The sequence below is a fragment of the Kitasatospora sp. NPDC053308 genome (assembly GCF_055585785.1).
This window is the reverse complement of sequence record NZ_JBVJJY010000009.1, coordinates 309658-334777: the sequence shown is the minus strand read 5'-3', so window position 1 is coordinate 334777 and position 25120 is coordinate 309658. Positions and strand designations below refer to the sequence as shown.

At 72.9% G+C, this 25120-nt stretch carries 28 protein-coding genes; 13 read left to right on the top strand and 15 right to left on the bottom strand.

Annotation, left to right across the window (positions count from 1 at the left end):
* The first annotated feature begins 291 nt into the window (after positions 1 to 291).
* A complete protein-coding gene (locus ACZ6Y7_RS22400; protein ID WP_465759666.1) occupies positions 292 to 726 on the top strand; it encodes a PhlB family protein in 435 nt (144 codons plus the stop codon).
* Between the two features lie 110 nt (positions 727 to 836).
* Here ACZ6Y7_RS22400 and ACZ6Y7_RS22395 read toward each other — a convergent pair whose 3' ends face one another.
* The 6 genes from ACZ6Y7_RS22395 to ACZ6Y7_RS22370 form a co-directional block, all read right to left on the bottom strand.
* Positions 837 to 1799, bottom strand: a complete 963-nt coding sequence (locus tag ACZ6Y7_RS22395; RefSeq protein WP_465759665.1) for an electron transfer flavoprotein subunit alpha/FixB family protein — start codon at positions 1797 to 1799, stop codon at positions 837 to 839.
* Between the two features lie 54 nt (positions 1800 to 1853).
* Complete coding sequence (locus tag ACZ6Y7_RS22390; protein WP_465759664.1) at positions 1854 to 2639, bottom strand: electron transfer flavoprotein subunit beta/FixA family protein; 786 nt, start codon at positions 2637 to 2639, stop codon at positions 1854 to 1856.
* Between the two features lie 203 nt (positions 2640 to 2842).
* Positions 2843 to 3688 carry a family 1 encapsulin nanocompartment shell protein gene (locus ACZ6Y7_RS22385; RefSeq protein WP_465759663.1) on the bottom strand — a complete coding sequence of 282 codons (846 nt, stop codon included), beginning with the start codon at positions 3686 to 3688 and terminating at the stop codon, positions 2843 to 2845.
* Positions 3689 to 3787: 99 nt separating this feature from the next.
* Positions 3788 to 4867, bottom strand: coding sequence for a Dyp-type peroxidase (locus ACZ6Y7_RS22380; protein ID WP_465759662.1), 1080 nt, complete (start codon positions 4865 to 4867; stop codon positions 3788 to 3790).
* 228 nt (positions 4868 to 5095) lie between these two features.
* Positions 5096 to 5719, bottom strand: coding sequence for an FMN reductase (locus ACZ6Y7_RS22375; RefSeq protein ID WP_465759661.1), 624 nt, complete (start codon positions 5717 to 5719; stop codon positions 5096 to 5098).
* Positions 5716 to 6849 (bottom strand): LLM class flavin-dependent oxidoreductase, encoded by a 1134-nt coding sequence (locus tag ACZ6Y7_RS22370; RefSeq protein WP_465759660.1) that lies wholly within the window; start codon positions 6847 to 6849, stop codon positions 5716 to 5718. Before ACZ6Y7_RS22370 ends, ACZ6Y7_RS22375 begins: the two co-directional genes overlap by 4 nt.
* A 157-nt stretch (positions 6850 to 7006) precedes the next feature.
* Between ACZ6Y7_RS22370 and ACZ6Y7_RS22365 the strand changes: the two genes are divergently transcribed.
* Positions 7007 to 7768: a PP2C family protein-serine/threonine phosphatase gene (locus ACZ6Y7_RS22365; protein ID WP_465759659.1), complete on the top strand. Its 762-nt coding sequence runs from the start codon at positions 7007 to 7009 to the stop codon at positions 7766 to 7768.
* Between the two features lie 88 nt (positions 7769 to 7856).
* Here ACZ6Y7_RS22365 and ACZ6Y7_RS22360 read toward each other — a convergent pair whose 3' ends face one another.
* Together ACZ6Y7_RS22360 and ACZ6Y7_RS22355 are read right to left on the bottom strand one after the other, a co-directional pair.
* Positions 7857 to 10148, bottom strand: a complete 2292-nt coding sequence (locus tag ACZ6Y7_RS22360; protein WP_465759658.1) for a M9 family metallopeptidase — start codon at positions 10146 to 10148, stop codon at positions 7857 to 7859.
* Between the two features lie 260 nt (positions 10149 to 10408).
* Positions 10409 to 10981: a DoxX family protein gene (locus tag ACZ6Y7_RS22355; protein ID WP_465759657.1), complete on the bottom strand. Its 573-nt coding sequence runs from the start codon at positions 10979 to 10981 to the stop codon at positions 10409 to 10411.
* A 226-nt stretch (positions 10982 to 11207) separates the two neighbouring features.
* Here ACZ6Y7_RS22355 and ACZ6Y7_RS22350 point away from each other — a divergent pair, with 226 nt between their 5' ends.
* Positions 11208 to 11819 (top strand): TIGR03086 family metal-binding protein, encoded by a 612-nt coding sequence (locus ACZ6Y7_RS22350; RefSeq protein ID WP_465759656.1) that lies wholly within the window; start codon positions 11208 to 11210, stop codon positions 11817 to 11819.
* 203 nt (positions 11820 to 12022) lie between these two features.
* Positions 12023 to 12535: a hemerythrin domain-containing protein gene (locus ACZ6Y7_RS22345; protein WP_465759655.1), complete on the top strand. Its 513-nt coding sequence runs from the start codon at positions 12023 to 12025 to the stop codon at positions 12533 to 12535.
* Positions 12536 to 12543: 8 nt separating this feature from the next.
* Here ACZ6Y7_RS22345 and ACZ6Y7_RS22340 read toward each other — a convergent pair whose 3' ends face one another.
* Positions 12544 to 13329 carry a VOC family protein gene (locus tag ACZ6Y7_RS22340; RefSeq protein ID WP_465759654.1) on the bottom strand — a complete coding sequence of 262 codons (786 nt, stop codon included), beginning with the start codon at positions 13327 to 13329 and terminating at the stop codon, positions 12544 to 12546.
* A gap of 123 nt (positions 13330 to 13452) precedes the next feature.
* On the bottom strand, positions 13453 to 14034 hold the full coding sequence (locus tag ACZ6Y7_RS22335) for a Uma2 family endonuclease (protein ID WP_465759653.1): 582 nt from the start codon (positions 14032 to 14034) through the stop codon (positions 13453 to 13455).
* Positions 14035 to 14254: 220 nt separating this feature from the next.
* Between ACZ6Y7_RS22335 and ACZ6Y7_RS22330 the strand changes: the two genes are divergently transcribed.
* The 4 genes from ACZ6Y7_RS22330 (at position 14255) to ACZ6Y7_RS22315 (ending at position 19009) form a co-directional block, all read left to right on the top strand.
* Positions 14255 to 14929 carry a TetR/AcrR family transcriptional regulator gene (locus ACZ6Y7_RS22330; protein WP_465759652.1) on the top strand — a complete coding sequence of 225 codons (675 nt, stop codon included), beginning with the start codon at positions 14255 to 14257 and terminating at the stop codon, positions 14927 to 14929.
* 234 nt (positions 14930 to 15163) lie between these two features.
* Positions 15164 to 16699, top strand: a complete 1536-nt coding sequence (locus tag ACZ6Y7_RS22325; protein WP_465759651.1) for an MFS transporter — start codon at positions 15164 to 15166, stop codon at positions 16697 to 16699.
* 227 nt (positions 16700 to 16926) lie between these two features.
* Entirely contained in the window at positions 16927 to 18537 is a 1611-nt protein-coding gene (gene qcrB / locus ACZ6Y7_RS22320) for a cytochrome bc1 complex cytochrome b subunit (protein WP_465759650.1), read from the top strand.
* Between the two features lie 31 nt (positions 18538 to 18568).
* Positions 18569 to 19009: a PPOX class F420-dependent oxidoreductase gene (locus ACZ6Y7_RS22315; protein ID WP_465759649.1), complete on the top strand. Its 441-nt coding sequence runs from the start codon at positions 18569 to 18571 to the stop codon at positions 19007 to 19009.
* Positions 19010 to 19193: 184 nt separating this feature from the next.
* On the opposite strand, the gene ACZ6Y7_RS22310 is transcribed toward ACZ6Y7_RS22315, so the two are convergent.
* The gene (locus ACZ6Y7_RS22310; RefSeq protein ID WP_465759648.1) at positions 19194 to 19397 is read right to left on the bottom strand and encodes a hypothetical protein; all 204 of its coding nucleotides are present in this window, start codon (positions 19395 to 19397) and stop codon (positions 19194 to 19196) included.
* Positions 19394 to 19663, bottom strand: a complete 270-nt coding sequence (locus ACZ6Y7_RS22305; RefSeq protein ID WP_402220809.1) for a DUF1876 domain-containing protein — start codon at positions 19661 to 19663, stop codon at positions 19394 to 19396. The genes ACZ6Y7_RS22310 and ACZ6Y7_RS22305 overlap by 4 nt, the downstream gene beginning before the upstream one ends.
* A gap of 166 nt (positions 19664 to 19829) precedes the next feature.
* Between ACZ6Y7_RS22305 and ACZ6Y7_RS22300 the strand changes: the two genes are divergently transcribed.
* From ACZ6Y7_RS22300 to ACZ6Y7_RS22285, 4 genes are read left to right on the top strand one after another with little or no spacing between them, the layout of a single operon-like run.
* Entirely contained in the window at positions 19830 to 20738 is a 909-nt protein-coding gene (locus ACZ6Y7_RS22300; RefSeq protein WP_465759682.1) for a YndJ family protein, read from the top strand.
* Positions 20735 to 21292, top strand: a complete 558-nt coding sequence (locus ACZ6Y7_RS22295) for a DUF1990 family protein (RefSeq protein ID WP_465759647.1) — start codon at positions 20735 to 20737, stop codon at positions 21290 to 21292. Before ACZ6Y7_RS22300 ends, ACZ6Y7_RS22295 begins: the two co-directional genes overlap by 4 nt.
* Positions 21289 to 21924 (top strand): hypothetical protein, encoded by a 636-nt coding sequence (locus tag ACZ6Y7_RS22290; RefSeq protein ID WP_465759646.1) that lies wholly within the window; start codon positions 21289 to 21291, stop codon positions 21922 to 21924. The genes ACZ6Y7_RS22295 and ACZ6Y7_RS22290 overlap by 4 nt, the downstream gene beginning before the upstream one ends.
* Positions 21921 to 22583 carry a hypothetical protein gene (locus tag ACZ6Y7_RS22285; protein WP_465759645.1) on the top strand — a complete coding sequence of 221 codons (663 nt, stop codon included), beginning with the start codon at positions 21921 to 21923 and terminating at the stop codon, positions 22581 to 22583. The genes ACZ6Y7_RS22290 and ACZ6Y7_RS22285 overlap by 4 nt, the downstream gene beginning before the upstream one ends.
* Before the next feature lies 1 nt (position 22584).
* On the opposite strand, the gene ACZ6Y7_RS22280 is transcribed toward ACZ6Y7_RS22285, so the two are convergent.
* From ACZ6Y7_RS22280 to ACZ6Y7_RS22270, 3 genes are read right to left on the bottom strand one after another with little or no spacing between them, the layout of a single operon-like run.
* A complete protein-coding gene (locus ACZ6Y7_RS22280) occupies positions 22585 to 23391 on the bottom strand; it encodes an anti-sigma factor family protein (RefSeq protein WP_465759644.1) in 807 nt (268 codons plus the stop codon).
* The gene (locus ACZ6Y7_RS22275) at positions 23388 to 23960 is read right to left on the bottom strand and encodes a sigma-70 family RNA polymerase sigma factor (RefSeq protein WP_465759643.1); all 573 of its coding nucleotides are present in this window, start codon (positions 23958 to 23960) and stop codon (positions 23388 to 23390) included. Before ACZ6Y7_RS22275 ends, ACZ6Y7_RS22280 begins: the two co-directional genes overlap by 4 nt.
* A gap of 33 nt (positions 23961 to 23993) precedes the next feature.
* Entirely contained in the window at positions 23994 to 24551 is a 558-nt protein-coding gene (locus tag ACZ6Y7_RS22270) for a hypothetical protein (RefSeq protein ID WP_465759642.1), read from the bottom strand.
* 175 nt (positions 24552 to 24726) lie between these two features.
* Here ACZ6Y7_RS22270 and ACZ6Y7_RS22265 point away from each other — a divergent pair, with 175 nt between their 5' ends.
* Positions 24727 to 25116, top strand: a complete 390-nt coding sequence (locus ACZ6Y7_RS22265) for a thioredoxin family protein (RefSeq protein ID WP_465759641.1) — start codon at positions 24727 to 24729, stop codon at positions 25114 to 25116.
* Positions 25117 to 25120: the final 4 nt, after the last annotated feature.

The window sequence follows — 25120 nt, the reverse complement described above, 5'->3', positions numbered from 1 at the left end:
ACCTCCGCCGCGAACGGAGCGATCTTCGCCTCGGCCAGCGAACGCACCGCCTCACGGAGCATCTCGTGCTCCTCGGAGATACGGAAGAGATCGAACTCCTGGCTCATGATCGCCACTCCTGTTTCACGACGGTACTCAGTACCCTTCATTATGCATGCGCGCGGCAAAAAGGGAACTCAGTGCCTTCCCTTGGCGGTACTGAGTTCCCTATCCTTTTCCTGCCGAACTCCTGTCGCCCGTCCGCGGGAGTTCCGCCGAACGAAGCCCGTCCGAGCGCAGGGAGATGACAACGTGGTCCACCCAGCCATCGATGCCGACACCCGCAGCACGACGCTGTACTTCCAGCGCTGCACGTGGTGCAACAACCCGACCTTCCAGCGGCTGCTCTGCCCCACCTGCGGTTCCACGGAGCTCCGGCTGGAGCCCAGCGAGGGCACCGGCGTGGTCCGGCGCTGCGCGGTCGAGCAGGCCCGCACGCCGCTGGTCCGTCAGAAGTCGCTGATCCGCATGGCGGAGGGCTTCGACGTCTGGTGCATCGTGGACGGCATGCGCAGCACCGTGCCGGTCGGCACCCGGGTGCGACTGCTCTCCTCCCCCGGCTCCGACCAGCCGGAGCTGCGGCTGCTGCCGGTGGAGGAGCCGCCCGTGCCGCCGGAGCCCGAGCCGCGTCCGTTGCCGCCGTCCCAGGGGGGGTTCACCCAGCACCTCGCGGCATTCGCGGAGTAAAGCCGGCGGGACCGGAGCGGGCGGAATTCCGCCCCGCGGCACGCCGGCACGACGACGGAGGGCGTGGCACCGAGTACCCGGTGCCACGCCCTCCTCGCGTCCCCGCGGGATCAGGCCTTGCGGGCCTTCACCTCGGCGGTCAGCTGCGGCAGGACCTCGAAGAGGTCGCCGACCACGCCGTAGTCCACCAGCTCGAAGATCGGGGCCTCGGGGTCCTTGTTGACGGCCACGATGGTCTTCGAGGTCTGCATGCCCGCCCGGTGCTGGATCGCACCGGAGATGCCGTTGGCCACGTAGAGCTGCGGGGAGACCTGCTTGCCGGTCTGGCCGACCTGGCTGCTGTGCGGGTACCAGCCCGCGTCCACCGCGGCCCGCGAGGCACCGACGGCCGCACCCAGCGCGTCCGCCAGCTCCTCCACCACACCGAAGCCCTCGGCCGCACCGACACCACGGCCACCGGAGACCACGATCGCGGCCTCGGTCAGCTCCGGACGCCCCGTCGACACCCGCGGCGTGCGCGAGGTCACCGTGGCGGCGTTCGCGCTGAACTCCACCGACACGTTCTCCACCGCACCCGCGGCCGGCGCGGCCTCCGGAGCCACCGCGTTCGGCTTGACGGTGATCACCGGCGCACCCTTGGTGACCTTCGACTTCACCTGGAACGAGGCCGCGAACACCGACTGCGTGGCGACCGGGCCACCTTCACCGGCCTCCAGGTCCACCGCGTCGGTGATCAGACCGGAACCGATCCGCAGCGCCACGCGCGCGGCCACCTCCTTGCCCTCGCCCGACGAGGTGACCAGCACCGCCGCCACGTCGTTGGCCTTGGCGATCTGCGCCAGCGCGTCCACCTTCGGGACGACCAGCCGGTCGGCGAACTCCGCGCCGTCCGCGACGTACACCTTCGCCGCGCCGAACTCGCCGGCCTTCGCGGCGATCTCGGCGGCCGCGGCACCGGCGCCCAGCACGACGGCGGACGGCTCGCCGATACGGCGGGCCAGGGTCAGCAGTTCCAGGGCCGGCTTGCGGACCACACCGTCGGCGTGGTCCACCAGGACGAGAATCTCAGCCATTGCTCAATGTCTCCGTGTTCGCTGTGGGTCGAGGGGGTCGGCGGTTCGGCCGGCTCAGATGAACTTCTGGTCGGCGAGGAAGCCGGCGAGCGCCTTGCCGCCCTCGCCCTCGTCCTTGACGACCGTGCCCGCGGTACGCGCCGGACGCGCGGCCACCGACTCCACCGCCGTCCACGAACCCGCCAGACCGACCTCGTCCGCCTCGATGCCCAGGTCGTCCAGGTCCAGCGACTCCACCGGCTTCTTCTTCGCCGCCATGATCCCCTTGAACGAGGGGTAACGGGCCTCGCCCGACTGGTCGGTCACCGACACCACGGCCGGCAGCGGCGCCTCGACCAGCTCGGTCGCCGCGTCACCGTCACGACGACCCCGGACCACACCGCCCTCGACCGACACCTCGGACAGCAGCGTCACCTGCGGCACACCCAGACGCTCCGCCAGCAGCGCCGGCAGCACACCCATCGTCCCGTCCGTCGACGCCATGCCACCGATCACCAGGTCGAACCCGGTCTTCTCCAGCGCCTTCGCCAGCACCGCCGACGTCCCGATCACATCCGAACCGTGGATGTCGTCGTCGTTCACGTGCACGGCCTTGTCCGCACCCATCGACAGCGCCTTGCGCAGCGCGTCCTTCGCGTCGTCCGGCCCGACCGTCAGCACCGTCACCTCGGCGCCCTCGTTCGCCTCCGCGATCCGCAGCGCCTGCTCCACGCCGTACTCGTCCAGCTCCGACAGGAGGCCGTCCACGCCGTCCCGGTCGGTGGTGTGGTCGTCCGCGAAACGACGGTCACCCGTCGCATCCGGCACGTACTTCACACAGACGACGATCCTCAAGCTCATGAGCGGTTCTCCTGTCACGGGTGCACGGATGCACTGATCCATGGCCTCAGGTCATGCCGAGGGTACTGAGTGCCAAGTGCGGCCCGGCCGCGACTCGCGCGCCGCAAGCGCCACCTGGACCGGCGTACCGTGTCGGCTCTCTTCGACTGGCGTCAGAGGCTCCAGGGAGAGAATACGGCACTCAGTACCCCTCGTAAAGGAACTCAGTACCCTTCCCGGTGCCCGGGGGCCCTCGGGGCGTCGTCCGGCGCCGCGCCGCCCAGGGCGACGGCGGCCTCCCCGGTGAGGACGCGGAAGGTGAGGGACTCCTGCAGGTAGAGACGGATCGTCTCGGCGTCGTGGGAGAGGTACCCGACGGAGACGTCCTGGCCGAGGAAGAGCTCGAAGTCGCCGCCACGGGTGGAGAGCAGGAAGGCGCCCTCGATGGCGGGGGCCCAGATGATGTCGCCGTCCAGCAGGCGGGCCAGGTGGTTGTGGACGGGGTAGCCGTGGTCGCTGGTCTCGTTGACGGCGGTGAAGACCTCGGCGCCGAGCAGCAAGGAGTAGGGGCCGCCGACGCCGGCCAGCCGGAGGGCGGTGAGGGCGCGGCTGACGGCCTCCGGGTACTCGCGGACGTCCGCGGGGAGCGGAACCGGCGGGTTGGTGGAGGCGGCCCGGATGCCGTCGATGGCGGCGGCGCGGTAGCCCTCGAAGACGGCGCGGTCCTCCGCGAGGGCGAGGGTGCGGGCGGCGTCCTTGACCGGCTGCCAGTCGGAGTCCCGGGAGCCCCGCTCGACGTCGTCCACGGCCTCCCGGCGGACGGTGAAGGGGACGCGCAGCTCGACCACCGGCTGGGCGGCGCGGGCGTGCGCCTGGACGCCGTCCACCGGAGCCTCGATGCCGGTCAGGTGACCGGTGCCGACCGCCGCGAGGTCGGTGCCCCCGGGCCCGTTCAGGTCGGCGACCCGGCGCCCGGCGATGTGCAGCTTGAAGGTCTGACGGGCCTCCTCCTCGATCTCCTCCCAGGCGGAGGCGGAGACGGGGGCGAGGTCCCGGTGGAGGTTGTTCATGCGCGGGGTCCTGTTCGCTGGGGTCCTGCTGGCGGGGTCCTGTTCGCTGGGGTCCTGATCGGTGCTCCTGATCCGTGGTCCTGATCGCTGGAGTCCGGTTCAGGGGGTCTGCCTGAGGCTGCCGATGCCCAGCGAGCCGTCACCGGCGGGAGCGGCGGGGCCCGGGGCGGCGGCCGGAGCCTCCGCCGGGGTGGTGCCCCGGGGCGGGGGCGGGGAGGCGAGGAGGTCGGCGGTCGGGACGAAGAACAGCGAGCCGGTGACGGCGGTGGAGAAGTCGAGCAGCCGGTCGGTGGTACCGGGCGGCTTGCCGACGAACATGTTGGTCAGCATCTCCTCCGTCACCCCGGGATCGCGCGCGTAGCCGATGAAGTAGGTGCCGAACTCGCCGCCGCCCTCGAAGGAGCCGAAGGCCATGTTGAAGCGGACGATCTTCCGTTCCTCGCCGTCCGGACCGGTGATCACGGTGAGCGCCACGTGCGAGTCGGCGGGCTTGACGTCGTCGGCCAGCTCGATGTCGGTGAGCTTGGTGCGGCCGACCGCGCCCTCCTGCTCCTCGACGCTCAGCGCGTTCCACTTGTCCAGCTGGTGCAGGTACTTCTGAACGATGACGTAACTGCCCCCGGCGAAGGCCGGGTCCTCCGCGCCGACCAGCGCGGCGCGCACCGCGGCCCGGCCCTCCGGGTTCTCGGTGCCGTCGACGAAGCCGAGCAGGTCCCGGTCGTCGAAGTACCGGAAGCCCTGGACGGAGTCGACCACCGTGGCCGCCCCGGCGAGCCGGTCGGTGAGCTGCCCGGCCAGTTCGAAGCAGAGGTCCATCCGCTCGGCCCGCAGGTGCAGCAGCAGGTCGCCCGGGGTGGACGGGGCCCGGTGACGCGGCCCGGCGACCTCCCGGAAGGGGTGCAGGGCGGCGGGCCGGGGGCCGTCGAAGAGGCGGTCCCAGAGTGCGGAGCCGATGCCGGTGACACAGGTGAGGCCGCCCTCGGGCGCCCGGAAGCCGACCGAGCGACGCAGGCCGGCGAGGTCGGGCAGCAGGTCGCGGACGGTGTCCTCGCCGCCGGGTTCGACGGTGAGCACCAGGAAGACGGCCGCGCCGGTCAGCGGGGAGAGCACGGCCTGCGGCTCGGGCGGGGACTCGGCTCGGGACTCGGGCGGGAAGTCGGACTGCGGTTCGGACGGCATGGATCGGGCCTCCTCGGGACGCCGGGGCCAGTACACCGCACGGTGGACGATTCGGCGCGGCCGACGCGCACCGGAACCGCCGTGCCGGGCAGGCCTGACGGCCCTGCGAGGCAGGGCCCCGGCAGGGCCGTTCGAATGAGCGGACGGCCCTGCCGGGGGGAACAGCGAAGGGCGGGTGCGCCTCCCGCGCACCCGCCCTTCCGCCTACGGCCTCACGGCCTGACGGCCTCACGCCCGCAGCGCCGCCAGCTGCTGCTCGAACGGCACCACCTGCTCCGGCACCGCCGGCGCGGCCGGCCCGCGGCCGGACAGCAGGGCCGCCAGCTCGCCCGCCGCCCGGTCGATCCGGCGCGGCAGCCCGTCGGTGTGCCCGTCCCCCGCGGCGCCCCAGTCGTCGGTGGCCGCGTAGACGGCGGTCGGCAGCACCACCGCGCGCAGGTAGCTGAACAGCGGCCGGACGGCGTGCTCCAGGGCGAGCGAGTGCCGGGGGGTGCCGCCGGTCGCGGCGATCAGCACCGGCTTGCCGGTGAGCGCGTCGTTGTCGATCACGTCGAAGAAGGACTTGAACAGACCGCTGTAGGAGGCCGTGAAGATCGGCGTCACCGCGATCAGGCCGTCCGCCGCCGTCACCGCCTCGATCGCCCCGCGCAGCGCGGCGCCGGGGAAGCCGGTCACGAAGTTGTTCGCGATCTCCACCGCGAGGTCCCGCAGTTCGACCACGGTGACCTCCACCTCCCGGCCCTCTGCGGCGAGTTGCCGGACGGTCGAGTCGGTGAGCCGGTCCGCCAGCAGGCGCGTCGAGGACGGCTTGCCCAGGCCGGCGCTCACCACCACCAGCTTGTACGTGCTCACTTGGACACCTCGGCCTTCTCCTCGTCGCGGGCGGTCTCCTCGGCGCGGGCGGTCTGCTCGTCGCGGGCCGCGACCAGCGCGGCGTGGGTCGGCCCGTCCGGCACGCCGGCCGGGCGGCCCTTGGCGAACTCCTCGCGCAGCACCGGCACGACCTCCTCGCCGAGCAGGTCCAGCTGCTCCAGCACCGTCTTCAGCGGCAGGCCGGCGTGGTCCATCAGGAACAGCTGGCGCTGGTAGTCGCCGAAGGTCTCGCGGAAGGTCAGCGTCTTCTCGATGACCTCCTGCGGGCTGCCGACGGTCAGCGGGGTCTGCTCGGTGAACTCCTCCAGCGAGGGCCCGTGCCCGTACACCGGGGCGTTGTCGAAGTACGGACGGAACTCGCGCACGGCGTCCTGGGAGTTCTTCCGCATGAACACCTGCCCGCCGAGGCCGACGATCGCCTGCTCGGGCGTGCCGTGGCCGTAGTGGGCGTAGCGCTCGCGGTAGAGGTTGATCAGCTTCTGGAAGTGCTCCTTGGGCCAGAAGATGTTGTTCGCGAAGAAGCCGTCCCCGTAGTAGGCGGCCTGTTCGGCGATCTCGGGGCTGCGGATCGAGCCGTGCCAGACGAACGGCGGGACGCCGTCCAGCGGGCGCGGGGTGGAGGTGAAGCCCTGCAGCGGGGTGCGGAAGCGGCCGCTCCAGTCGACGACCTCCTCGCGCCACAGCTCGTGCAGCAGCGCGTAGTTCTCGATCGCGAGCGGGATGCCCTGGCGGATGTCCTTGCCGAACCACGGGTAGACCGGGCCGGTGTTGCCGCGGCCCATCATGACGTCCACCCGGCCCTCGGCGAGGTGCTGCAGCATCGCGAAGTCCTCGGCGATCTTCACCGGGTCGTTGGTGGTGATCAGGGTCGTGGACGTGGAGAGGATGATGCGGTCGGTCTGCGCGGCGATGTAGCCGAGCATCGTCGTCGGGGAGGACGGCACGAACGGCGGGTTGTGGTGCTCGCCGGTGGCGAAGACGTCCAGCCCGACCTCCTCGGCCTTGCGCGCGATCGCCACCATGGCCTTGATCCGCTCGTGCTCGCTCGGAGTGCGGCCGGTGGTCGGGTCGGCGGTCACGTCACCGACGGTGAAGATTCCGAACTGCATGCTGCTCACCAACTCCTGAGGGGGCCAGGTCGTTCGACGGGACCAGGTCGTTCAAGTTTCAACCACCTTAGCACGCGGGTGCGGATCGTTATTCCCGCCCACAATGGAAGGCGGGGCACCGACGACGGCAGGGCTCCGGAAGGAAGGGCGGCGGACGATGGCGCCGTACATCGCGGTGAGCGCGCTGAGCCACGAGGGCCTGGTGCGGGAGCACAACGAGGACAGCCTCACGGTCGGGCCGTGGACCCTGTGCGCCACGGTGACCGCCAACCCGCAGACCCTGCTCTTCCCGCTCGGCCCGCCCTGCGTGGTCGCCGTGGCCGACGGCCTGGGCGGCCACCCCGGCGGCGAGGTGGCCAGCGCCATCGTCGCCCGCAGGCTCGCCGCCGACGGGGACGCCATGGACGGTGAGGAGGCCGTCCGGGAGGAGCTGGAGGAGTGCAACCGGGCGGTCTACGCGGCCGCCGCCGGGGATCCGGAGCTCGCCTCGATGGGCACCACCGTCGCCGGACTGCTGCTGCTGCCCGAGCGGGCGGTGGCCTTCAACATCGGCGACAGCCGGGTCTACCGGATCACCGGGGACGGGCTGAGCCGGGTGAGCGTGGACGACAGCCCGCCGCTGCCGCCCGGACAGCGCACCACCTCGGTGGTCACCCAGACCCTGGGCGGCTCACTCGGGCTCACCTTCGTCGAACCGCATCTGCGCGGCATGCCGCTGGCGACCGGCGACCGCTACCTGGTCTGCAGCGACGGCCTGACCGACCCGGTGCCCGAGGAGGAGCTGGCCGCGCTGCTCGCCCGGTCCTACGACGGCGCCGAACGCTCCGACGGCAAGGCCGCGTTCGAGCTGTGGAAGGCCGCGATCGAGGCGGGCGGGCCGGACAACATCACCCTGGCGTTGGTCCGGGTCGGCGGCTGATCCACGAGGGGACGCGCGGACCCGCCCCGGCGGGGCGCCGAAGCGCCTCCGCCGGGGCGGTCACCTGTCCGTTCTCGCCGTACTCGGCTCAGATCTCGCTCGTGACGGTCACCCCGCTGAAGCCCTGCTGGGCGTAGAGGCTGAAGTACACGTACCCGGCCGGCGGGTTGGTCACGGTCAGCGTCTCGGAGTTGTCCGGGCCGGCCGACCTCGTCGCGTACGAGCCGGTGTACGCCCAGCCCGCCGGGTTGTAGTAGAGGTCGCCGTTGCCGGTGCCCCCGCTGGTGGTGATCTTCACCTGCTTGGTGCCGGCCGGCACCAGGAGGTAGAAGTGCGCGTAGTTGCCCGTGGTGGCCGCGACGTTGCTGCGGGCGCAGTTCGCGTCCAGCGCCCGCGGGTCGGCGGCGGCGCACTCCGGCAGCTGCGGGACGGTCGGGTTCGTCGCGCAGGCGCCGTTCGCGCAGGCGGTCAGCCAGCTGTCGAAGCCGGCGTCGTAGCGGGTGCCGATGGTGGTCTTCAGCAGGGTGCGGGCGCCGGCCCAGTCCCCCACCCGGTACTTGGCGAGAAGCGCGTCCATGTCCGGGCGGTGCTGCTCCAGCATGTAGCGCACGGCCAGGTAGCCCCAGCGGTAGACCCGGTCCTGGTCGCCGTAGACGGTGTCGAAGAGGTCGCTCAGCTTGTAGGTGTGCCGGGCCGCCGCCGCGATCGCGGCGTCGTTGACCACCTTGCGGTACGAGTAGGAGACGTACTCCGCGAAGCCCTCCACCCACCAGACGGTCGGGGTGGTCATGCCGGCGTTGAAGTCGCCGTACATGTCGAAGCGGCCGTCGAGGTAGTGGGTGTACTCGTGGTTGAGGTTCCAGATCTGGAAGGCCGGGCGGACCCACTCGGCCTCGTAGCAGAGGAAGCGCGGCTGGTTGCCGGCCTTCGCAGGGTCCCCCTCCAGGTACATGCCGCCGTTGTTGGTGTCGATGCCGTAGATGGCGGCGGCCAGCACCTGGTAGTCCAGCGAGGAGTGGAAGACCACGACCTCGATGGTGGTGTTGCCGTCGTCCTTGACCGGGCCGTTGTCCTTGACCACCGCGTGGACGTAGGCGTCCTGGCCGGTCAGGCTGGTGCAGGTGGTGCCCAGCTGGGTGGCGTCCAGCGCCTGGGCGATCAGCTTGATGCTCGGGCTGCAGGTGTAACTCACCTTCAGCACACCGGCCTTGAGCTGGTCGGCGGCGTTGCAGGTGCCGTAGTACGAGCAGTTGGCGGCGTCGTAGAAGCCGACCGCCTCGGCCACCGCGGCCCACTGGAAGACGGTGCGGCCGTTCGGCGCGGCCTGCGCGGCGAGCGCCTTGACGAGCGGCCGGACCTTGGTCTGCAGCGCCGGGTCCTTCAGGAAGCGGCCGAGCTCCTTGGTCGCGTTGTAGACCAGCACGCCGTAGTCGCCGCCGAGCAGGTCGTTGTTGCGGCTCGCGAAGCCGGACAGGGCGTCCAGCACGCTCGGGTCGGCCTCCACGGCCGCGTCGAAGCCGGCCACCTGGTGGCCGCGGAACAGCACGGTGAACACCGGGTTGACCGACCAGGCCAGGCCGGCCGGGTTCCAGGTGGCGCTGGTGTAGTCGGTCAACAGGCGCTTGACCACCGGGAGGTAGCGGATGTTCTCCTGCGCGCTGTCGATCAGGGTGACGGACTCGCCCAGGATCGGCGCGTTGCCCGCGGTGACGTCGCGCGAGTGGGCGCTGCCGAAGAACGCGTCCAGCCCGGCGCGGATCGCCGTCTGCAGGGCGGTTCCGTACGGACCGACGTCGTCCGCGTGGTACCACTGCGCGAAGTAGCCGGCCCGCAGGTAGAGCACCAACTGCTCGACCGAGGTGGAGTCGTCGCCCGGGTAGCTCCCGGCCGCATCCCGCAGCGCGTACGCCACGGTGGTCATCTGCTCCTCGCGGAACGCGCCGCGCGCGTCGGCGCCGGTGAGCGGGAACAGGCTGTTGATGCACTGGAGGTCGGCGGCCTTGATGTGCTGGACCAGGTCGACGCCCGTCCGGCCGGTGAAGTCGCCGGTGTTGCAGGCCTGTTCGGCGGCCGCACCGAGGCGCAGGGACGTGGTGGCCGGCGTCGTCGCGGCCTTCACCTCGGCCGGGCGGGTGTCCAGGGACAGCGGGGCGCGCTGGTCGGCGGAGGCGAACTGCCGCTCGCCGTCACCGCGTTCGGCGCTGCCGGTGGCGGGCTGGGGGGCCGGCCCGGCGGGGGCGGGGCTGGGCGCGCCGCCTGGAGCGGCGGCGGGAGCGGCCTGGCTCTGCGGCGCGAACAGGCCGACCGCCAGGAACAGGGACAGGAGGAGCGTCAACAATCGTGCCAACTGCGGGAGTCGCAGCAGCCGGGCGGGACTCACGTGGGGGCCTCCGGGCCGTCGTCGGCCGCGATCGGGGCGCGGCCGGTGGGGGATCGAGGACCGTGGGCGGCGGGGCCGCGTGGGGGCGGCTCCGTCGTTCCGGCGGGGAGTGTGACATGTACCATGGCACACATCACATGGCCTTGGGAACCCTCACGACTGCGCGCGGTGCGCGGGAGAACGCGCGGAGGCCGTGGTGACGGTCCGCCACCACGGCCTCCGGGCCGGTCGATTGTCGTCGGGCTCGCGGCCCGACGCCACTACTTGCGCAGCAGCAGGATCACGCCCGCCGTCACCAGGCCGACCACCACGGCGGCCACGCCGTACGCCAGACGGTGCGCGCGCACCACGGGCAGGAAGCGGTCCACCGCGTAGCGGCCCGGGCCGGTCAGCGCGAGCGCGGCGGCACCCGCCGTCAGCAGCAGCTCGTACTCGCTGCCCTTCGGGGCGAAGAACCCGCCGCCCCAGGTGACGGCGATCGCGTTGACCATCGTGCCGACGATCGCGGCACCCGCCAGCGGGGTCAACAGGCCGACGGCGAGGGCGAGTCCGCCCATCGTCTCGGTGAGGCCGGCGACCACGGCCATGGTGTTGCCGGCCGGGTAGCCGCTCATGGTGAAGAACTGGCCGGTGCCGTCGATCCCACCGCCGCCGAACCAGCCGAACAGCTTCTGGCTGCCGTGCGCGGCCATGGTCAGACCGAGCACCAGGCGCAGGAGCAGGAGTCCGGCGTCGTAGGCGTGCGGGGAGGTCGTCGCGGACCCGGGGGTCTCCCGGGCGGGGCGGACGGTGGGGCTGGTGGCGGCGGTCGTGCTCGGGCTGCTGCTCGGCATGCGCGTCTCCATCGATCGGGGTGCGGTCGTCAGTCGTCGGTCGCCCGTCGCCGGCCCTGGGCCGGGGCGAGGGGCGGGGGGCGCGGCGGGCGGGGGTCGTCACCCCGGCGCCATTGTTCAAATTTGAACCGCCGCTCCTCCGACCGTACCTTGGAGTTCGAATTTGAACAACTGACGGTCCGTGGGCGACTCGCGGCCCCCGCCCGGGCCGGGGCAGGGTGGAGGCATGGCTCACCGCAGGCGACACCAGCGGGCGACGCGCAGCGGCACCCCGTACCCGGAGGCCCTGGCCGCCTTCGACGAACGCGTCCGCCTCATCACCCCCGACCAGTGGGACTCCCCCACCCCCTGCACCGACTGGTCCGTCCGCGACCTGGTCAACCACCTCACCGGCGAGCAGCTCTGGGTGCCCGACCTGCTGATGGGCGCCACCGTCTCCGAGGTCGGCGGCCGCTACGACGGCGACGTGCTCGGCGACGACCCGGTCGCCGCCTGGACGGACGCCGCCGAGGCCGCCCGGCGGGCCTGGGCCGTCCCCGGCGCCACCGAGCTGACCGTCCACCTCTCCTTCGGGGACGCCACCGGGCAGTACTACCTGGACCAGCTGACCACCGACCTGGTCATCCACACCTGGGACCTCGCCGAGGGCATCGGCCGGCTCACCCGGCTCCCGGCGGACCTCGTCGACTACGCGCTCGGCGAGATCTCCGGCTACGGCGACCTCTCCGGCAGCGGAGTCTTCGACCCGCCGGTCCCGCCCCCGGAGGACGCCGGCCCGCAGACCCGGCTGCTCGCCCTCACCGGGCGACGGGACGGGGGCGACCGGAACGGCGGGTGACCGGGGCTGGGCCACCGGAACGGCGGGTGACCGGGGGCGGGGCGACCGGAACGGAGGGTGACCGGGGCTGGGCGACCGGAACGGCGGGTGACCAAGCGGGTGGCGATCGGAACGGAGGGTGACCGGAGGTCTCCCGGGTGCGCCCACCGACGCCGGATACTGGGAGGCGGGGGCCAGTTCTCCGTGCGAGAGGCGGGTTTGCCATGAGCCGCAGGCCGGACATCCTCGGCGAGTTCACCGCCGACCACCGGGCGGTCACCGAACTGCTCGACGCCATCGAGGCCGCCCCGGCGGGCAGCGCCGAGCGCGGCGACCTGGTGACCCGGCTGACCGACCTGCTGTTCGCGCACTGCGCCGCCGAGGAGGAGCACCTCTTCCCGGTCGTGCAGCACGACGTGCCGGACGGCGGAACGCTGGTGTTCGCCGGCATCCACGACCACCTGGCGATCGGGCAGTACCTCTCCGACCTGCAGACCCTCGCACCGGCCGACCCGGCCTTCGACACCCTGCTGCGCGGCCTCGCCGACACCGTGCGGCGGCACCTGCGCGGCGAGGAGAAGCAGCTCTTCCCCGCCGCCCGCAAGGCCCTGCCCTCGGCCGCCCGCACCGCGCTCGGCGACCGGCTGCGGGCGGAGCGGGCCACGCTCGGCCTCGATCCCTCCGGGCCGGGCGGGCCGGGCGAGCCGGGCGGGCCGGGAGGGCCGGGCGGGCCTTGAGCCGCCGGTCAGTCCTTCGCGCTGATCACCGCGAACCGGGCGCCCTCGCGGTCCTGCAACCGGGCCACCCGCCCGTACGGGGAGTCGAAGGCCGGGCCGAGCGGCGCGCCGCCCAGCTCCACGGCCCTGGCCAGTGTCCGGTCGGCGTCCGGTACCGCGAAGGACACCTCCCAGTGCGGGGGCATCCCCGCCGGGCCGCTCGCCTGCTCCCTGGCCAGCGCCGCGACGCTGTTCCCCTCGGCGCGCAGCACCACCCGGTCGTGCTCCCAGCGGACGTCGAAGTGCTCCGGGTCGCGGCCGTCCCAGCGGAACACCTCGCCGTAGAACAGGGCCGCCGCGAACGGGTCCGGGGTGCGCAGCTCGATCCAGACCGGCGCGCCGGGCAGTTCCAGTCTCCGGGCCCGGCCCAGCGGGCCCTCCCAGATGCCGAACACCGCACCCGCCGGGTCCGCGGCGAAGGCCACCCGCCCGGCGTCGAAGGCCAGCGGGCCGACCGCGAGCGTCGCGCCGCGCTCCCGCACCGCGTCGGCGGCGGCGTCGGCGCTCTCGGTGCCGAAGTAGCTGGTCCAGGCGGGCGGGATCGCCCCGCCCCCGGCGAGGCCGAGCCCGGCCACCGCCTCCCCTTCGACCACCGCGTGCACGTACGGCCCGAAGCGGTCCGGTCCGGGCTCGAACTCCCAGCCGAGCAGGGGCCCGTAGAAGTCCTTCGCGCCCTCCAGGTCCCGGGCGATCAGGCTCACCCAGCACGGAACGGCCGCCACGCAGCGCACCCTGGCGGTTTCACCGATGCCCACCGCGCACCTCCTCGCCCACCCGGCCGCCGGGCCCCTCCCGACTCCCACGACCCACCGGCCGTCCGGGAACGCCCACAGCCTAGGCCGACGGGCGTACAACCCCGGGGAACGCCATGCCCGGGATCAGCGCACCCAGTTCTTCAGCGGCTCGGTGTCCAGCTCGATCCCGACCGGCTCGGGCAACCGGACCGTCCGGCCGAACGGAAGGGTCTGCACGGTCTCGTAGCGCACGCCGTCGGGCCTGCTGTGGACGACGACCTCGGCGGAGTCCCGGTCGATCAGCAGGTAGACGGGGATGCCGGTCTCGGCGTAGGCGCGCGGCTTCTCGACGCAGTCCCGTCGGTCGGTATCAGAATCGAACGAAGTGACCTCCGCGACCATCAGCACGTCTTCGGTCGTGGCCCAGTCGCCCCGCCCTACGAAGGCGTCGGCGTCGGCAAGCATGCCGTCCGGGCGGGCGAACCCACCGCGATCTCCTCGGAGCTTCAGCCCTTGATCGTGCAGATAGAGCTCTGGGCGCGCCTGGATGCAGAGCCGAAGAAGCCACTGGATGATTCGGCCGTGGTCACCATCCGGCACCGGCTTGACCCTCAACTTCCCGTTGATGAGCTCCGGCAGGATGCCGTCGGCTGTCCGGGCCATGAGATGAGCGAGCTCTTCGAACTGTTCGGGCAGCATCTGCGGGCGGTCGGAGAGCGCGGTCATGGGCTGTACTCCTTCGCCTGGGCACCCTCCGGGACAACGAACACACCGGCGAGTGGCTACGGGCTCTGTGGGCTTTCGACGATAGTGCCCACCATCACGCCCCGGACAGATGTGACGCAGGTCACATCGGCGGCGGAAATTGCGGGGACAGATTCCCCGTTTGTGAGTACGTTGGCAGAAGCGGGGAGAATTTCCCCGGTATCCTGGAGGAGCAGTCGTCGTGACCACCGCCCAGTCGGTCCGCCCCGCGGAGAGCACCCGTACGCCCAAGCTGCGTGCGGATGCGAGCCGGAACCGGGAGCGCATCGTGCTGGCGGCCCGGGACGCGTTCGTCGAGCACGGTGCGGACGCACCGCTGGACGAGATCGCGAAGCGGGCGGGGGTCGGCAACGCCACTCTCTACCGGAACTTCCCGGACCGGATGGCGCTGATCCAGGAAGTGGCGCTGCTCGTCAAGAACCGCATCCTGGCTCTCGCCGAGACGGCGACGGTGGAGGCGGACGACCCTGACGGCAGTGGCCCGTTCGACGCTCTGCAGCGGTTCGCGCACGCGACCGTGGCGGAGAAGGTCGGCGGCCTCTGCACCCTGTTCAGCAGTCATGTCGACCCGCACGACCCGGAGTTGACCGAGATCCGGGAGCGCCTTCAGTCCGCCGTGGGCGGGCTGATGGAGCGCGCCCGGGCCGCGGGTGAACTGCGGGCGGACGTCGAGCACGGTGACCTGTTCATCGCGATGAGCCAGCTGACCCGACCGCTGCCGAACACCTCCTGCCGGATGCTGGACGACTTCGTCCACCGGCACCTGCAGATCTTCCTGGACGGCCTGCGCACGCCGGCCCGTTCGGTCCTGCCCGGCCGGGCCGCGACCTTCCAGGACTTCCACTCCGAGAGCTGACCGATCCCCCCACCTGATCCGACACCTCTGCCCAGACCCTTCTGATCCGACAGCGGCCCGACCGGCACGCCCGCTCCGGCCGACGGCACCGAACGGCCCGCACTCCTGAGCGGCGCCGCCCCGGCACGCCCCCGCACGCCCTCCGAGCACCTTTCGCCCGTGCGCCTCGACTCACCTGTCCCGTCCGTGAGTCGACCGTGCACGCACACCACGCACCGTGAAGTGAGTAACCCCATGTCTCAAACCGACGCCCGACCGGCGACACTGCCCGATCCCCGGCGCTGGAAGGCGCTGATCTTCATCGGGCTCGCCCAGCTGATGGTCGTCCTCGACGCCACCATCGTGAACATCGCCCTGCCGTCCGCACAGCGGGACCTGGGCATCACCGACGGCAACCGCCAGTGGGTGATCACCGCCTACGCCCTGGCCTTCGGCGGCCTGCTGCTGTTCGGCGGCCGGATCGCGGACCTCTGGGGCCGCAAGCGCACCTTCGTCGTGGGCCTGACCGGCTTCGCGCTGGCCTCGGCGCTCGGCGGCGCCGCGGCCAACACCGCGATGCTGCTCGGCGCGCGCGCCCTGCAGGGCGTGTTCGGCGCGCTGCTCGCCCCGGCCGCGCTCTCCCTGCTCGCGGTGACCTTCACCGAGGCCAAGGAGCGCGCCAAGGCCTTCGGCATCTACGGCGCGATCGCCGGTGGTGGTGGCGCCATCGGTCTGATCCTAGGCGGCCTGCTGACCGAGTACATGAACTGGCGCTGGACCTTCTTCGTCAACATCCCGTTCGCCATCGTGGCCGCCGTCGGCGCCGTCATGGTGATCCGCGAGCCGGCCGAGGGCCGCAACCGCAACAAGCTGGACGTCCCCGGCGTCCTGCTGGTCACCACCGGCCTGGTGTCGCTGGTCTACGGCTTCACCCGGGCCGAGTCCAACGGCTGGACGGCCGGCAGCACCCTGGGCCTGTTCGCCGCGGCCGCCGTGCTGCTCTCCGCCTTCGTGCTGGTGGAGCGCAAGGTCAAGGCCCCGCTGCTGCCGCTGCGCGTGGTGCTGGACCGCAACCGCGGCGGGGTGTACCTGTCGCTGGGCATGGCCGTGATCGGCATGTTCGGTCTGTTCCTCTTCCTGACCTACTACCTGCAGATCGTGCTCGGCTACAGCCCGGTGCTGACCGGCGTGGCCTTCCTGCCGATGGTGGCGGGCATGATCACCGGCTCGACCCAGATCGGTGCCCGGCTGATGACCCGGGTCCCGGCGCGCTACCTGATGGCGCCCGGCTTCCTGGTCGCGTCGATCGGCATGTTCCTGCTGACCCACATCGGCCTGGACACCTCCTACCCCGCGCTGATCCTGCCGGGCCTGGTCCTGATGGGCCTCGGCATGGGCACCGCGTTCATGCCGGCCATGAGCCTCGCCACGCACGGCGTCCAGCCGCGCGACGCGGGCGTGGCCTCCGCCATGGTCAACACCTCGCAGCAGGTCGGCGGCGCCATCGGCACCGCGCTGCTGAACACCATCGCGGCCAGCGCCACCACCAGCTGGCTGGCCTCGCACGCCACCGCCGCGGCCGCGTCCAACCCGGAGGCCGCGAAGGCCCTGCAGTTCGGCGGCATGGTGCACGGCTTCTCGACCGCGATCTGGGTGTCCTTCGGCATCCTGGTGGCCGCCGCGGCCGTCGCCTTCACCTTCATCAACGCCGGCCGTCCGGGCTCGGCGGCGGGGGCGGGCGCCGGGGCGGGCGCCGCGAAGAGCGACGAGGTGCCGGTGCTGGTGCACTGACGCCCAGGGGTTCCACTCGGGTGCGAACGCGGCCCGTCCGGTGTCTCAGGACACCGGGCGGGCCGCTCGCCGTTTCCGGGCCCGGCGGGCCGCCTACGTTTCCGCCCACTCGGCCCCCGTCGTCCGGGCACCCCCGACTAGAAGTGGGGACTACCCCCCGTTTAAGCTGGGCCCCAGTGCGAATCGGGGACATCTCCCCGTTTCCTTCGGACCGAGGTGCGTGCGACATGACCCGGAATCAGAGCCCAGGGCGGGGGCAGCGGGCCGCCGACTGGGCGGACGGCCGGCTGGGGATCTACACCCTGGCCAGGGCGAACCTCCGCAAGATCTTCCCGGACCACTGGTCCTTCATGCTGGGCGAGATCTGCCTCTACACCTTCCTGATCATCATCCTGACCGGTGTCTGGCTGACCCTCTTCTTCAAGCCGAGCATGGGCGAGGTGGTCTACGACGGCTCGTACCTGCCGCTCCGGGGCATCGCGATGTCGGAGGCCTACGCCTCCACCGTCGACATCAGCTTCGAGGTGCGCGGCGGTCTGCTGATCCGGCAGATCCACCACTGGGCGGCGATCGTGTTCGTCGCGGCCATGTTCGTGCACATGATGCGGGTGTTCTTCACCGGCGCGTTCCGCAAGCCGCGCGAGATCAACTGGGTGTTCGGCTTCCTGCTGCTCTTCCTCGGCATGCTGGACGGCTTCTTCGGCTACTCGCTGCCGGACGACCTGCTCTCCGGAACGGGCATCCGGTTCATCGAGGGCGCGATCCTCGGGGTCCCGCTGGTCGGCACCTACGTCCAGATGTTCCTGTTCGGCGGCGAGTTCCCCGGCCACGACATCGTGCCGCGGTTCTTCACCATCCACGTGCTGCTCGTCCCGGGCATCATGCTGGGCCTGCTGGTGGCGCACCTGATCCTGGTCTTCTACCACAAGCACACCCAGTGGGCGGGCCCCGGCCGGACCGAGAAGAACGTCGTCGGCTCGCCGCTGATGCCGGTCTACACGGCCAAGGCGGGCGGCTTCTTCTTCCTGGTCTTCGGCATCATCGCGCTGGTGGCGGCGATCGCGACCGTCAACCCGATCTGGGCGTACGGACCGTACCGCCCGGACCAGGTCTCCACCGACGCCCAGCCGGACTGGTACATGGGCTTCGCCGAGGGCCTGATCCGGATCATGCCGGGCTGGGAGGTCGGGCTGTGGGGCCACACCCTCAACCTCGGGGTGCTGATCCCGTTCACGCTGTTCCCGCTGGTCCTGGCCGCCATCGCGGTCTACCCGTTCGTGGAGGGCTGGGTCACCGACGACCGGCGGGAGCACCACCTGCTGGACCGGCCGCGCAACGCGCCCGTCCGCACCGCGCTCGGCGCCGCCTGGATCAGCCTCTACCTGGTGGCCCTGGTGGCGGGCGGCAACGACCTCATCGCCACCCATCTCCACCTGTCCCTCAACGCCATCACCTACGCCGCCCGCGTCGGCCTCTTCGCCGTCCCGGTGATCGTCTTCGTCGTCACCAAGCGGTGGTGCCTCGGCCTGCAGCGCCGGGACCGCGACAAGGTGCTGCACGGACGGGAGACCGGCGTCATCAAGCGGCTGCCGCACGGCGAGTTCACCGAGCTGCACGCCGGGCTCGCGCCGGCCGAACTCCACCGGCTCACGGCGCACGAGCAGCCCCGCCCCCTCGAACTGCCGGCCCCGGTCGACGAGAATGGAGTGGCCCGCCCGGCAGGGGCGCTCACCCGCACCCGCGCACGGCTGTCCCGCGCTCTGCACGGCGAACACGCGCGGATCCCCAAGCCCACCGCAGAGGAGTACCGCGAGGTCACCGGGGGCCACGGGCACTGACCCGCCCCCCCGCCGCCAGAGGGAGGACAACGTGCACCACCGAACCGAGCGGCTCGCCGACAGCAGGTACCTCCTGCTGACCACCTTCGCCGAGGACGGCAGCCGGACCGAGTCGCAGCTCTGGGTGGTGCCGGACGGCACGGCGCTCGGGGTCTGGACCCCGGCGCACTCGGACGAGGCCGAACGGATCCGCCGCCACCCGCGGGTGCTGGTCGGCCCGTGCGACGCCCACGGACGCCCGACCGGGCGCAGCGTCCCCGCCCGCGCCCGGCTCTGCGACGCCGACGCGACCGCGCGCTACCGCACCTCGCTGATCAACAAGTACGGCCTGACGGCGCTGATCGCGCTGGCTCGCAGCCGGTTCCGGGTCGGGCTGGACGGGACGGTCGGGATCCGGATCACCCCGAACGCGCTGGAGCAGCGGCTGGTCGGGCCGGAGTGGCGGCCGCCGGGCACATACTGCGTCAACTGAGGCCGCGCGCAAGGCACCTGGGGACGATCGAAGCCGCCGAGGGCCGGGGCCGGGGGACGGGCCCCGGCCCTCGGCGTTTCCGTCGGCGGCGGGGAGCGGCCCGGGGGGACCGGGGTGGGGACGTCAGGACCGGCGGTGCCGGGGTGGGGACGTCAGGACCGCGGCGCCGGGACGGGGACCCGACTCAGGTGTCGTCGTCCGGCGCCCGCGCCAGGTCCCCGGGCTCGCAGGCCTCCCGGCCCGTCCCGACGTGGACGACCTTGACCGCCCGCTGCGGGCCGCCGGGCACCACCCGCTGTTCGTGCCCGCAGCGCGGGCAGATCAGCGGGATCCGCGGGCGGCCCGACTCGGAGCCGGCGCCGCCGCCGTCCGGGTGGGGGGCGGTCACGACAGCGGATGGGTCGGGACCGGGCTGACCTCCTGGATCTCACCGTGGGCCTTGGTGAGCAGCTGGGAGGCGAGGTCGTTGAGCGCGCGGGCACCCGCGACCTCTTCGCCGACCCGCAGCTGCTCCGGGTCGGAGGGGTGGCGGCTGCTGTAGCCGTGGGCGCGCAGCTCGGTCCCGTCGCCGAGCCGGAGCAGGGCGGCGGCGCTGGTCCGCGGGCCGTCCTCACGGAACTCCATGTCGATGTGCCAACCGACCAGAGTCTGCATGGCGGATCACCTCCATCGGTTACTCCTCCAGGGTGCGCCGCACCCCCGGTGAACACCAGGCAGACGGTCCGGAGCAGGCCGGAGGGCGAGTTGAACGCGTTCAAGTCGGCGGCGTAGAGTCGGCGGCGAAGCTCATTTGAACGCGTTCAAGGGGGGTGTGTCCACCATGGGGAAGGGCACCACCGAACTGGTGGACCTGCTGATCCTGCTCGGCATGGGCGCCGTCGTCCCGCTCGGCCTGGCCCTGATCGGGGAACCGGGGCTCGCCCGGGTCCGCCGCCTCTGGCCGCTCGCGGCCGTGCCCGGCGCCCTCTCGCTCTGGCTGCCGCGCGGTGCCCTGGCCGCCGCCCCGGCCGTCGTCTACGCGCTGGGCACCCTGGTCATCGCCCTGCACGCCCCGCTGCGGCTGGCCCGCACCCGCTCGCTGGCGCCCGCCGAGGTGGCCGTGCTCACCGCGCTCGCCGCGCCCTCGGTGGCCGGGGTCGCGCTGGTCGCCGAGCGGTCCGGCTACCCGCTGTTCGGCTTCGAGCCGCACATCCTGGCGCTGACCGTCCCGCACTTCCACTACGCCGGATTCACCGCCGCCCTGGTCGCCGGGCTGGTCTGCGGGGCCGTCCACCCCGGTTCGGTCCCGGCCCGCTGCGCGGCGCTGAGCGTACCCGCCGGCACGCTGCTGGTCCTGGCCGGGTACTTCCTCGGCACCTGGTGGCAGTTCGCCGGGGCGCTCGTCCTGACCACCGGGATGTGGCTGGTCGGCCTGATCACCTGGCGCCGGCTGCGCCCCCGCGGCGGCGACGCGCTCACCGCCCGGCTGTTCGCCGTCTCCTCGGCCGTCCTCGCGCTCACCATGGTGCTCGCCCTCTGGTGGGCGCTCGGCCGGGCCGCCGGACTCCCCCACCCCACCCTGACCTGGATGGCCGCCACCCACGGCGTCGGCAACGCGCTCGGCTTCGCGCTCTGCGCCCTGCTCGCCTGGCGCCGGCTCGCCGCCGACCGGACCGCTCCGACCGCTCCGACCGCTCCGACCGACCGCCGCACCCCGATCCGCGTCAGCACCCCGGAGGCCTCGCGATGAACGACTTCAGCTACCCCGAACAGGGCGCCAGCCGCACCGGCGACCTGCCCGCGGGCTACCACCACCTGCGGCACCGGGCGCTGATCGGCCACGGCCGGGCCGCCCTGGAGGTCGCCGGAGCCGCCCTGCTCGGCTGGCGGATGCACCGGCTCGCGGGCGTGCGGATCGACGCCGAGGCCGAGCGGGCCGCTCCCGGCGTCGCCGTCCGGTGCGCGATCGGCGTCGGCTCGCTCCGGGCGGGCGCCCCGAACCGGGTACTGGCCGCCGTCGACGGCCCGGACCGGTACGGCTTCACCTACGGCACGCGGCACGGCCACCTGGCCCTCGGCGAGGAGACCTTCCTGGTCGCGATGGGGCCCGGCCAGGAGGTCTGGTTCAGCGTCACCGCCTTCAGCCGGCCCGTCGCCTGGTGGGCCCGGCTGGCCGGGCCGCTGCTCCCGCTCGCCCAGCGCGCCTTCGCCCGGCGCTGCGGCCGCGTGCTGGCGGGCATCGCGGCGGACGCGGTGCAATCCCTTGGCGGAGCGGAGGGGACGTCCGGCATGATCCCCGGATGATGTCGATGCAGCCCGTCCTGGAGGTCTTCGCCCCCGAAGGCTTCACCTGCTGGCCGACGGGCGACCACCAGCGGTTCGAATTCCTCGTTCTGAACCGGGAGTTGACGCCGCCCGAGGTCGGCACGGCGGTGTGGCGGCTGACCGACCGCAACGACGTCGAGCTCACTCCGGAGGAGGAGGCCGAGCGCGGCGCCCGCCCGCGGGACCCGCTGGGCGGCTTCCTGCACGGGCTGCTCACCGACCCGAACCCGTACGCCCCCGGCGGCCTACGGGTGACCGACTCCGCCACCGGCACCGTCTTCCTCCCGGGCTGCTGCGCCGGGCTGGAGGAGTGGCGCTCCTGGCTGGACGTCACCGAGGGCGGCGGCCCGGCCTGGTTCGGCCACGACCCGGACGCCCGGGTCGAGTGGGTCGGCCGGACCGTCAGGCTGACCCAGGACGCCGGCGACGAGAACAGCCCGGTCATCGAGCTGGCACCACGGGAGCTGCGCCGGCTGCTGGCGGGCGTGGAACGCGACCTCCACGACTTCCTCGCCCTGGCGGCGGGCTGGGCCGAGCGGCAGCTGCCCGACCACGCCCCCGCGCTGACCGCCGCGCTCGCCCGCGCGCTGGACCTGGCGCCCCCGGCATGACCAGCTTCCACACCCACCGGGCCAGGGTGCACGACGGCTCGCTCCCGCCCCACCGGCGGCACAGCGCGCTACGGACCTGCCTCACCGGGTTCGCCCCGTACGGCCTGCGGGCGACCTACCACCACCTCACCGTCAGCGCCCGGATCCCCCGGCGCCTGGAGACGGACCCGCAGGCGCTGGTCCGCGCGGTGGACGAGCTGCACGAGGCGCGGGAGCTGTGGCGGGCCCGGGCCGAGGAGTATGACGCGCAACGCCGGGCGGAGAAGCGGGCCGGGCGCCGACAGCCGTCCGGGACGCCGTGGTGGCACCGGAGCTGGCGGGAGTCGCCGTACGACAGCTGGCTGTGCGCGCCGCACGTCCACCCGCCGCTGCGCCTGCCCGACTACGTCCGGCGGCAGAACGCGCTGCTGGACGGCGCCGAGCTGCCCGGCTGCCCGGCCTGCGGGGACACCGGGCCCGTGGTGTCGCGCTCGACCGGGCACGGCTGGGCCGAGCTGTGCCGAGCCTGCGCCTTCGTCCGGGAGCCCTGCCCGTGCGGTCGGTGGCACCGCTACCCACCGGCGCGTCGGATCCCCTGGGAGCAGCTCTGGCGGCGTGCCCACATGACCGCCGCGGGCACGCCGAACCCGCACTGGCCCGACCCCACGGCGCCGCACTGACTCAGGCCCGGTGGGCGGGGACGGCGACCAGGACGGCGCCGGTGTCCTGGACGCGCACCTCGAAGTGGTCGATGTCGCCCGGCCGGAGGGCCGCGCCGCCGGTGGTGCGCAGCACCGCGCCCGGGCTTCCGTAGCCCTCCGCCGGTACGGACCAGGTGTTGACCGTCTGCTGGGCGCCGCCGTGCGAGACGGCGACCAGGCTGCAGGTCAGCGGGCCCCGGACGCCGGTGAGCTGCAGGCTGACCAGGCTGCCCCAGGCGGTGCCGTCCACGCCGACGGTGGCGTGCGCGCCGGTGGCCGGGTCGGTGGCGGCGAACTGCTCGGCCACGGCGACCACCGCGGGGGTGCTGTCGGCGGTGATCACCGCCGCCGTGACGGCCGGGCCCGCCGCGACCATCGCGGTCGCGGCCAGGGCCAGCACCAGCCGCCGCACCCGGCCGCGCCGGCGGCGGGCGCCCACCTCGGCGACCAGGCGGTCCAGGAGCTGCGGATCCGGCTGCGGGGCGGGGGCGGCCGGATCCAGTCCGGCCTCCGTCGCGGAGCTCTTGTACTCGGCCAACAGCGGCTCCACGAAGCCGAGTTCGGCCACCTGCTCGACGCACTGCGGACAGGCGGCGAGGTGCTGCTCGAAGGCGGCGCGCTCGGCCGGCTCCAGCAGCCCGAGGACGTAGGCGCCGGCGTCGACGTGCTCCGGGCCGCCGAAGGCACCGCCCGCGCCGCCGGGCAGCGGGCCGTCGGGCGGCCAAGCGTCGGGCAGGGGGTCGTGGGGCAGGGGGCCGTCGGGCACCGGGTCGGGGCGCTTGGTCACGATGTCACTCCCCGTTCCTCCAGCGCGAGCCTGAGCGAGCGCAGTGCGTAGAACACCCGCGACCGCACCGTCCCGGCCGGGATGCCGAGTTCGGCGGCCGCCTCGTTGGCCGTGCGGCCCTTCAGATAGGTCTCGACGACGATCTCGCGGTGCGCCGGCGAGAGGTCGCCGAGGGCGTCCGCCACGGTCATCATCCGCAGGGCCCGGTCGAGTTCGTCCTCGGCGGGCAGCAGTTCCAGCGCCGCCGCGTCCACCTCGCGCGGTCTGGCCCGCGCGCTGCGGTGCTCGTCGATCACGATCCGGCGGGCGACCGTGACCAGCCAGGGCCGCAGCGAGCGGGCCCCCGCGTCGAGCCGGTCGATGTTGCGCCAGGCCCGGACCAGGGTCTCCTGGACGACGTCCTCGGCCCGCTGGCGGTCGCCGGCGACCAGGTGGAGCACGAAGCCGAACAGCGGCCCGGCGTGCTCGCGGTACAGGGCGCGCATCAACTCCTCGTCGGACGCCCCCGTACCGTCGCCGACCGCGCGGCCGACGGGGTCCTCCTCGGTCACCACTTCATCGTTGCGCACCCGGGCCTCCTGGTCGAGGGCGGTCGGCACCGGTCAGTAGCCCGGGGTGCTGGGCATCGGCGTGGGCGTCGCCGGGCTCGGGGTGGATGTCCCGGTGCCCGCCTTGCCGCCGGTCGGGGTCACCGCGAACCAGGTGCCGCCGACGCCCTGGCCCTTGGTGTCGCCGGGCTTGCCGTCCGGCGCGTAGCGGTAGACCGGCCAGCCGTTGACGGTGACCTGCTTGGTGCCGTCGGAGCGGGTGACGGAACCGACCAGCTTGCTGTCGATGCCTTTCACCGTGACGTCGCCGTTGACGTGCTCGGGCGGCCAGGTGACGGCGCAACTGCCGTTGCAGGAGGACTCCGGCGGGTTGCTCCGGTCCTGGTCGAACCGGTAGAGCGTGAAGCCCGCGCTGTCGGTGACGATGGTGCCCAGCTTGGGGTCGGTGGCGGTCTGCAGGGTCGCACCGGCCGGGGCGCTCGGGCTGCTCGCCGTGCTCGGCGCGCCGGCCTTGCCGCCCCCGGACGACCCGCAGCCGGCGATCAGGGCTGCCACGGCGATGCCTGAGGCGGCCAGCACGGCGGCCCGGCGGGTGCGGGGTGTGCTGCGCATGGGGTGTCTCCCGCGGTCTGGACGGACTGGTCACCCTCCTGTACGGGCGCCGGCGGCCGGCTGCTCAATCCGGGCCCGCACGGACTCCGGGACCGGTGGAATACGCCACCGGGGCGCACCGTTGTCGCGGGCACGTAGCCAGCGGCGCAGCCTCCGGAAGGGAAGGGATCGCACGATGAGCAACACGGTCGAGCTGACCAAGGAGAACTTCGACGACATCGTCCCCGGCCCGGCGGGCAAGGACTTCGTCTTCATCGACTTCTGGGCCGGCTGGTGCGGCCCCTGCCGCCAGTTCGCCCCGGTGTACGAGAAGGCGGCCGAGCGCCACTCGGACCTGGTCTTCGCCAAGGTGGACACCGAGGCGCAGCAGGAGCTGGCCGCCGCCTTCGGGATCCAGTCGATCCCGACGCTGGCGATCATCCGCGAGGGCGTGCTCGTCTTCTCGCAGGCCGGTGCGCTGCCGGAGGCGGTGTTCGAGGACCTGATCGGCCAGGCCCGCGACCTGGACATGGTCGAGGTGAAGCGCAAGGTCGCCGAGGAGCAGGCGGCCGGCGGCCAGGCCTGAGCCG

Coding starts and splice junctions, on each gene's coding strand:
- ACZ6Y7_RS22370 (WP_465759660.1), bottom strand. CDS start 6,849: ATGCAGTTCGGAATCTTCACCGTCGGTGACGTGACCGCCGACCCGACC.
- ACZ6Y7_RS22305 (WP_402220809.1), bottom strand. CDS start 19,663: ATGCAGACTCTGGTCGGTTGGCACATCGACATGGAGTTCCGTGAGGAC.
- ACZ6Y7_RS22355 (WP_465759657.1), bottom strand. CDS start 10,981: ATGCCGAGCAGCAGCCCGAGCACGACCGCCGCCACCAGCCCCACCGTC.
- ACZ6Y7_RS22265 (WP_465759641.1), top strand. CDS start 24,727: ATGAGCAACACGGTCGAGCTGACCAAGGAGAACTTCGACGACATCGTC.
- ACZ6Y7_RS22390 (WP_465759664.1), bottom strand. CDS start 2,639: ATGAGCTTGAGGATCGTCGTCTGTGTGAAGTACGTGCCGGATGCGACG.
- ACZ6Y7_RS22380 (WP_465759662.1), bottom strand. CDS start 4,867: ATGCCGTCCGAACCGCAGTCCGACTTCCCGCCCGAGTCCCGAGCCGAG.
- ACZ6Y7_RS22300 (WP_465759682.1), top strand. CDS start 19,830: ATGGGGAAGGGCACCACCGAACTGGTGGACCTGCTGATCCTGCTCGGC.
- ACZ6Y7_RS22335 (WP_465759653.1), bottom strand. CDS start 14,034: ATGACCGCGCTCTCCGACCGCCCGCAGATGCTGCCCGAACAGTTCGAA.
- ACZ6Y7_RS22345 (WP_465759655.1), top strand. CDS start 12,023: ATGAGCCGCAGGCCGGACATCCTCGGCGAGTTCACCGCCGACCACCGG.
- ACZ6Y7_RS22365 (WP_465759659.1), top strand. CDS start 7,007: ATGGCGCCGTACATCGCGGTGAGCGCGCTGAGCCACGAGGGCCTGGTG.
- qcrB (WP_465759650.1), top strand. CDS start 16,927: ATGACCCGGAATCAGAGCCCAGGGCGGGGGCAGCGGGCCGCCGACTGG.
- ACZ6Y7_RS22385 (WP_465759663.1), bottom strand. CDS start 3,688: ATGAACAACCTCCACCGGGACCTCGCCCCCGTCTCCGCCTCCGCCTGG.
- ACZ6Y7_RS22325 (WP_465759651.1), top strand. CDS start 15,164: ATGTCTCAAACCGACGCCCGACCGGCGACACTGCCCGATCCCCGGCGC.
- ACZ6Y7_RS22285 (WP_465759645.1), top strand. CDS start 21,921: ATGACCAGCTTCCACACCCACCGGGCCAGGGTGCACGACGGCTCGCTC.
- ACZ6Y7_RS22395 (WP_465759665.1), bottom strand. CDS start 1,799: ATGGCTGAGATTCTCGTCCTGGTGGACCACGCCGACGGTGTGGTCCGC.
- ACZ6Y7_RS22270 (WP_465759642.1), bottom strand. CDS start 24,551: ATGCGCAGCACACCCCGCACCCGCCGGGCCGCCGTGCTGGCCGCCTCA.
- ACZ6Y7_RS22350 (WP_465759656.1), top strand. CDS start 11,208: ATGGCTCACCGCAGGCGACACCAGCGGGCGACGCGCAGCGGCACCCCG.
- ACZ6Y7_RS22295 (WP_465759647.1), top strand. CDS start 20,735: ATGAACGACTTCAGCTACCCCGAACAGGGCGCCAGCCGCACCGGCGAC.
- ACZ6Y7_RS22290 (WP_465759646.1), top strand. CDS start 21,289: ATGATGTCGATGCAGCCCGTCCTGGAGGTCTTCGCCCCCGAAGGCTTC.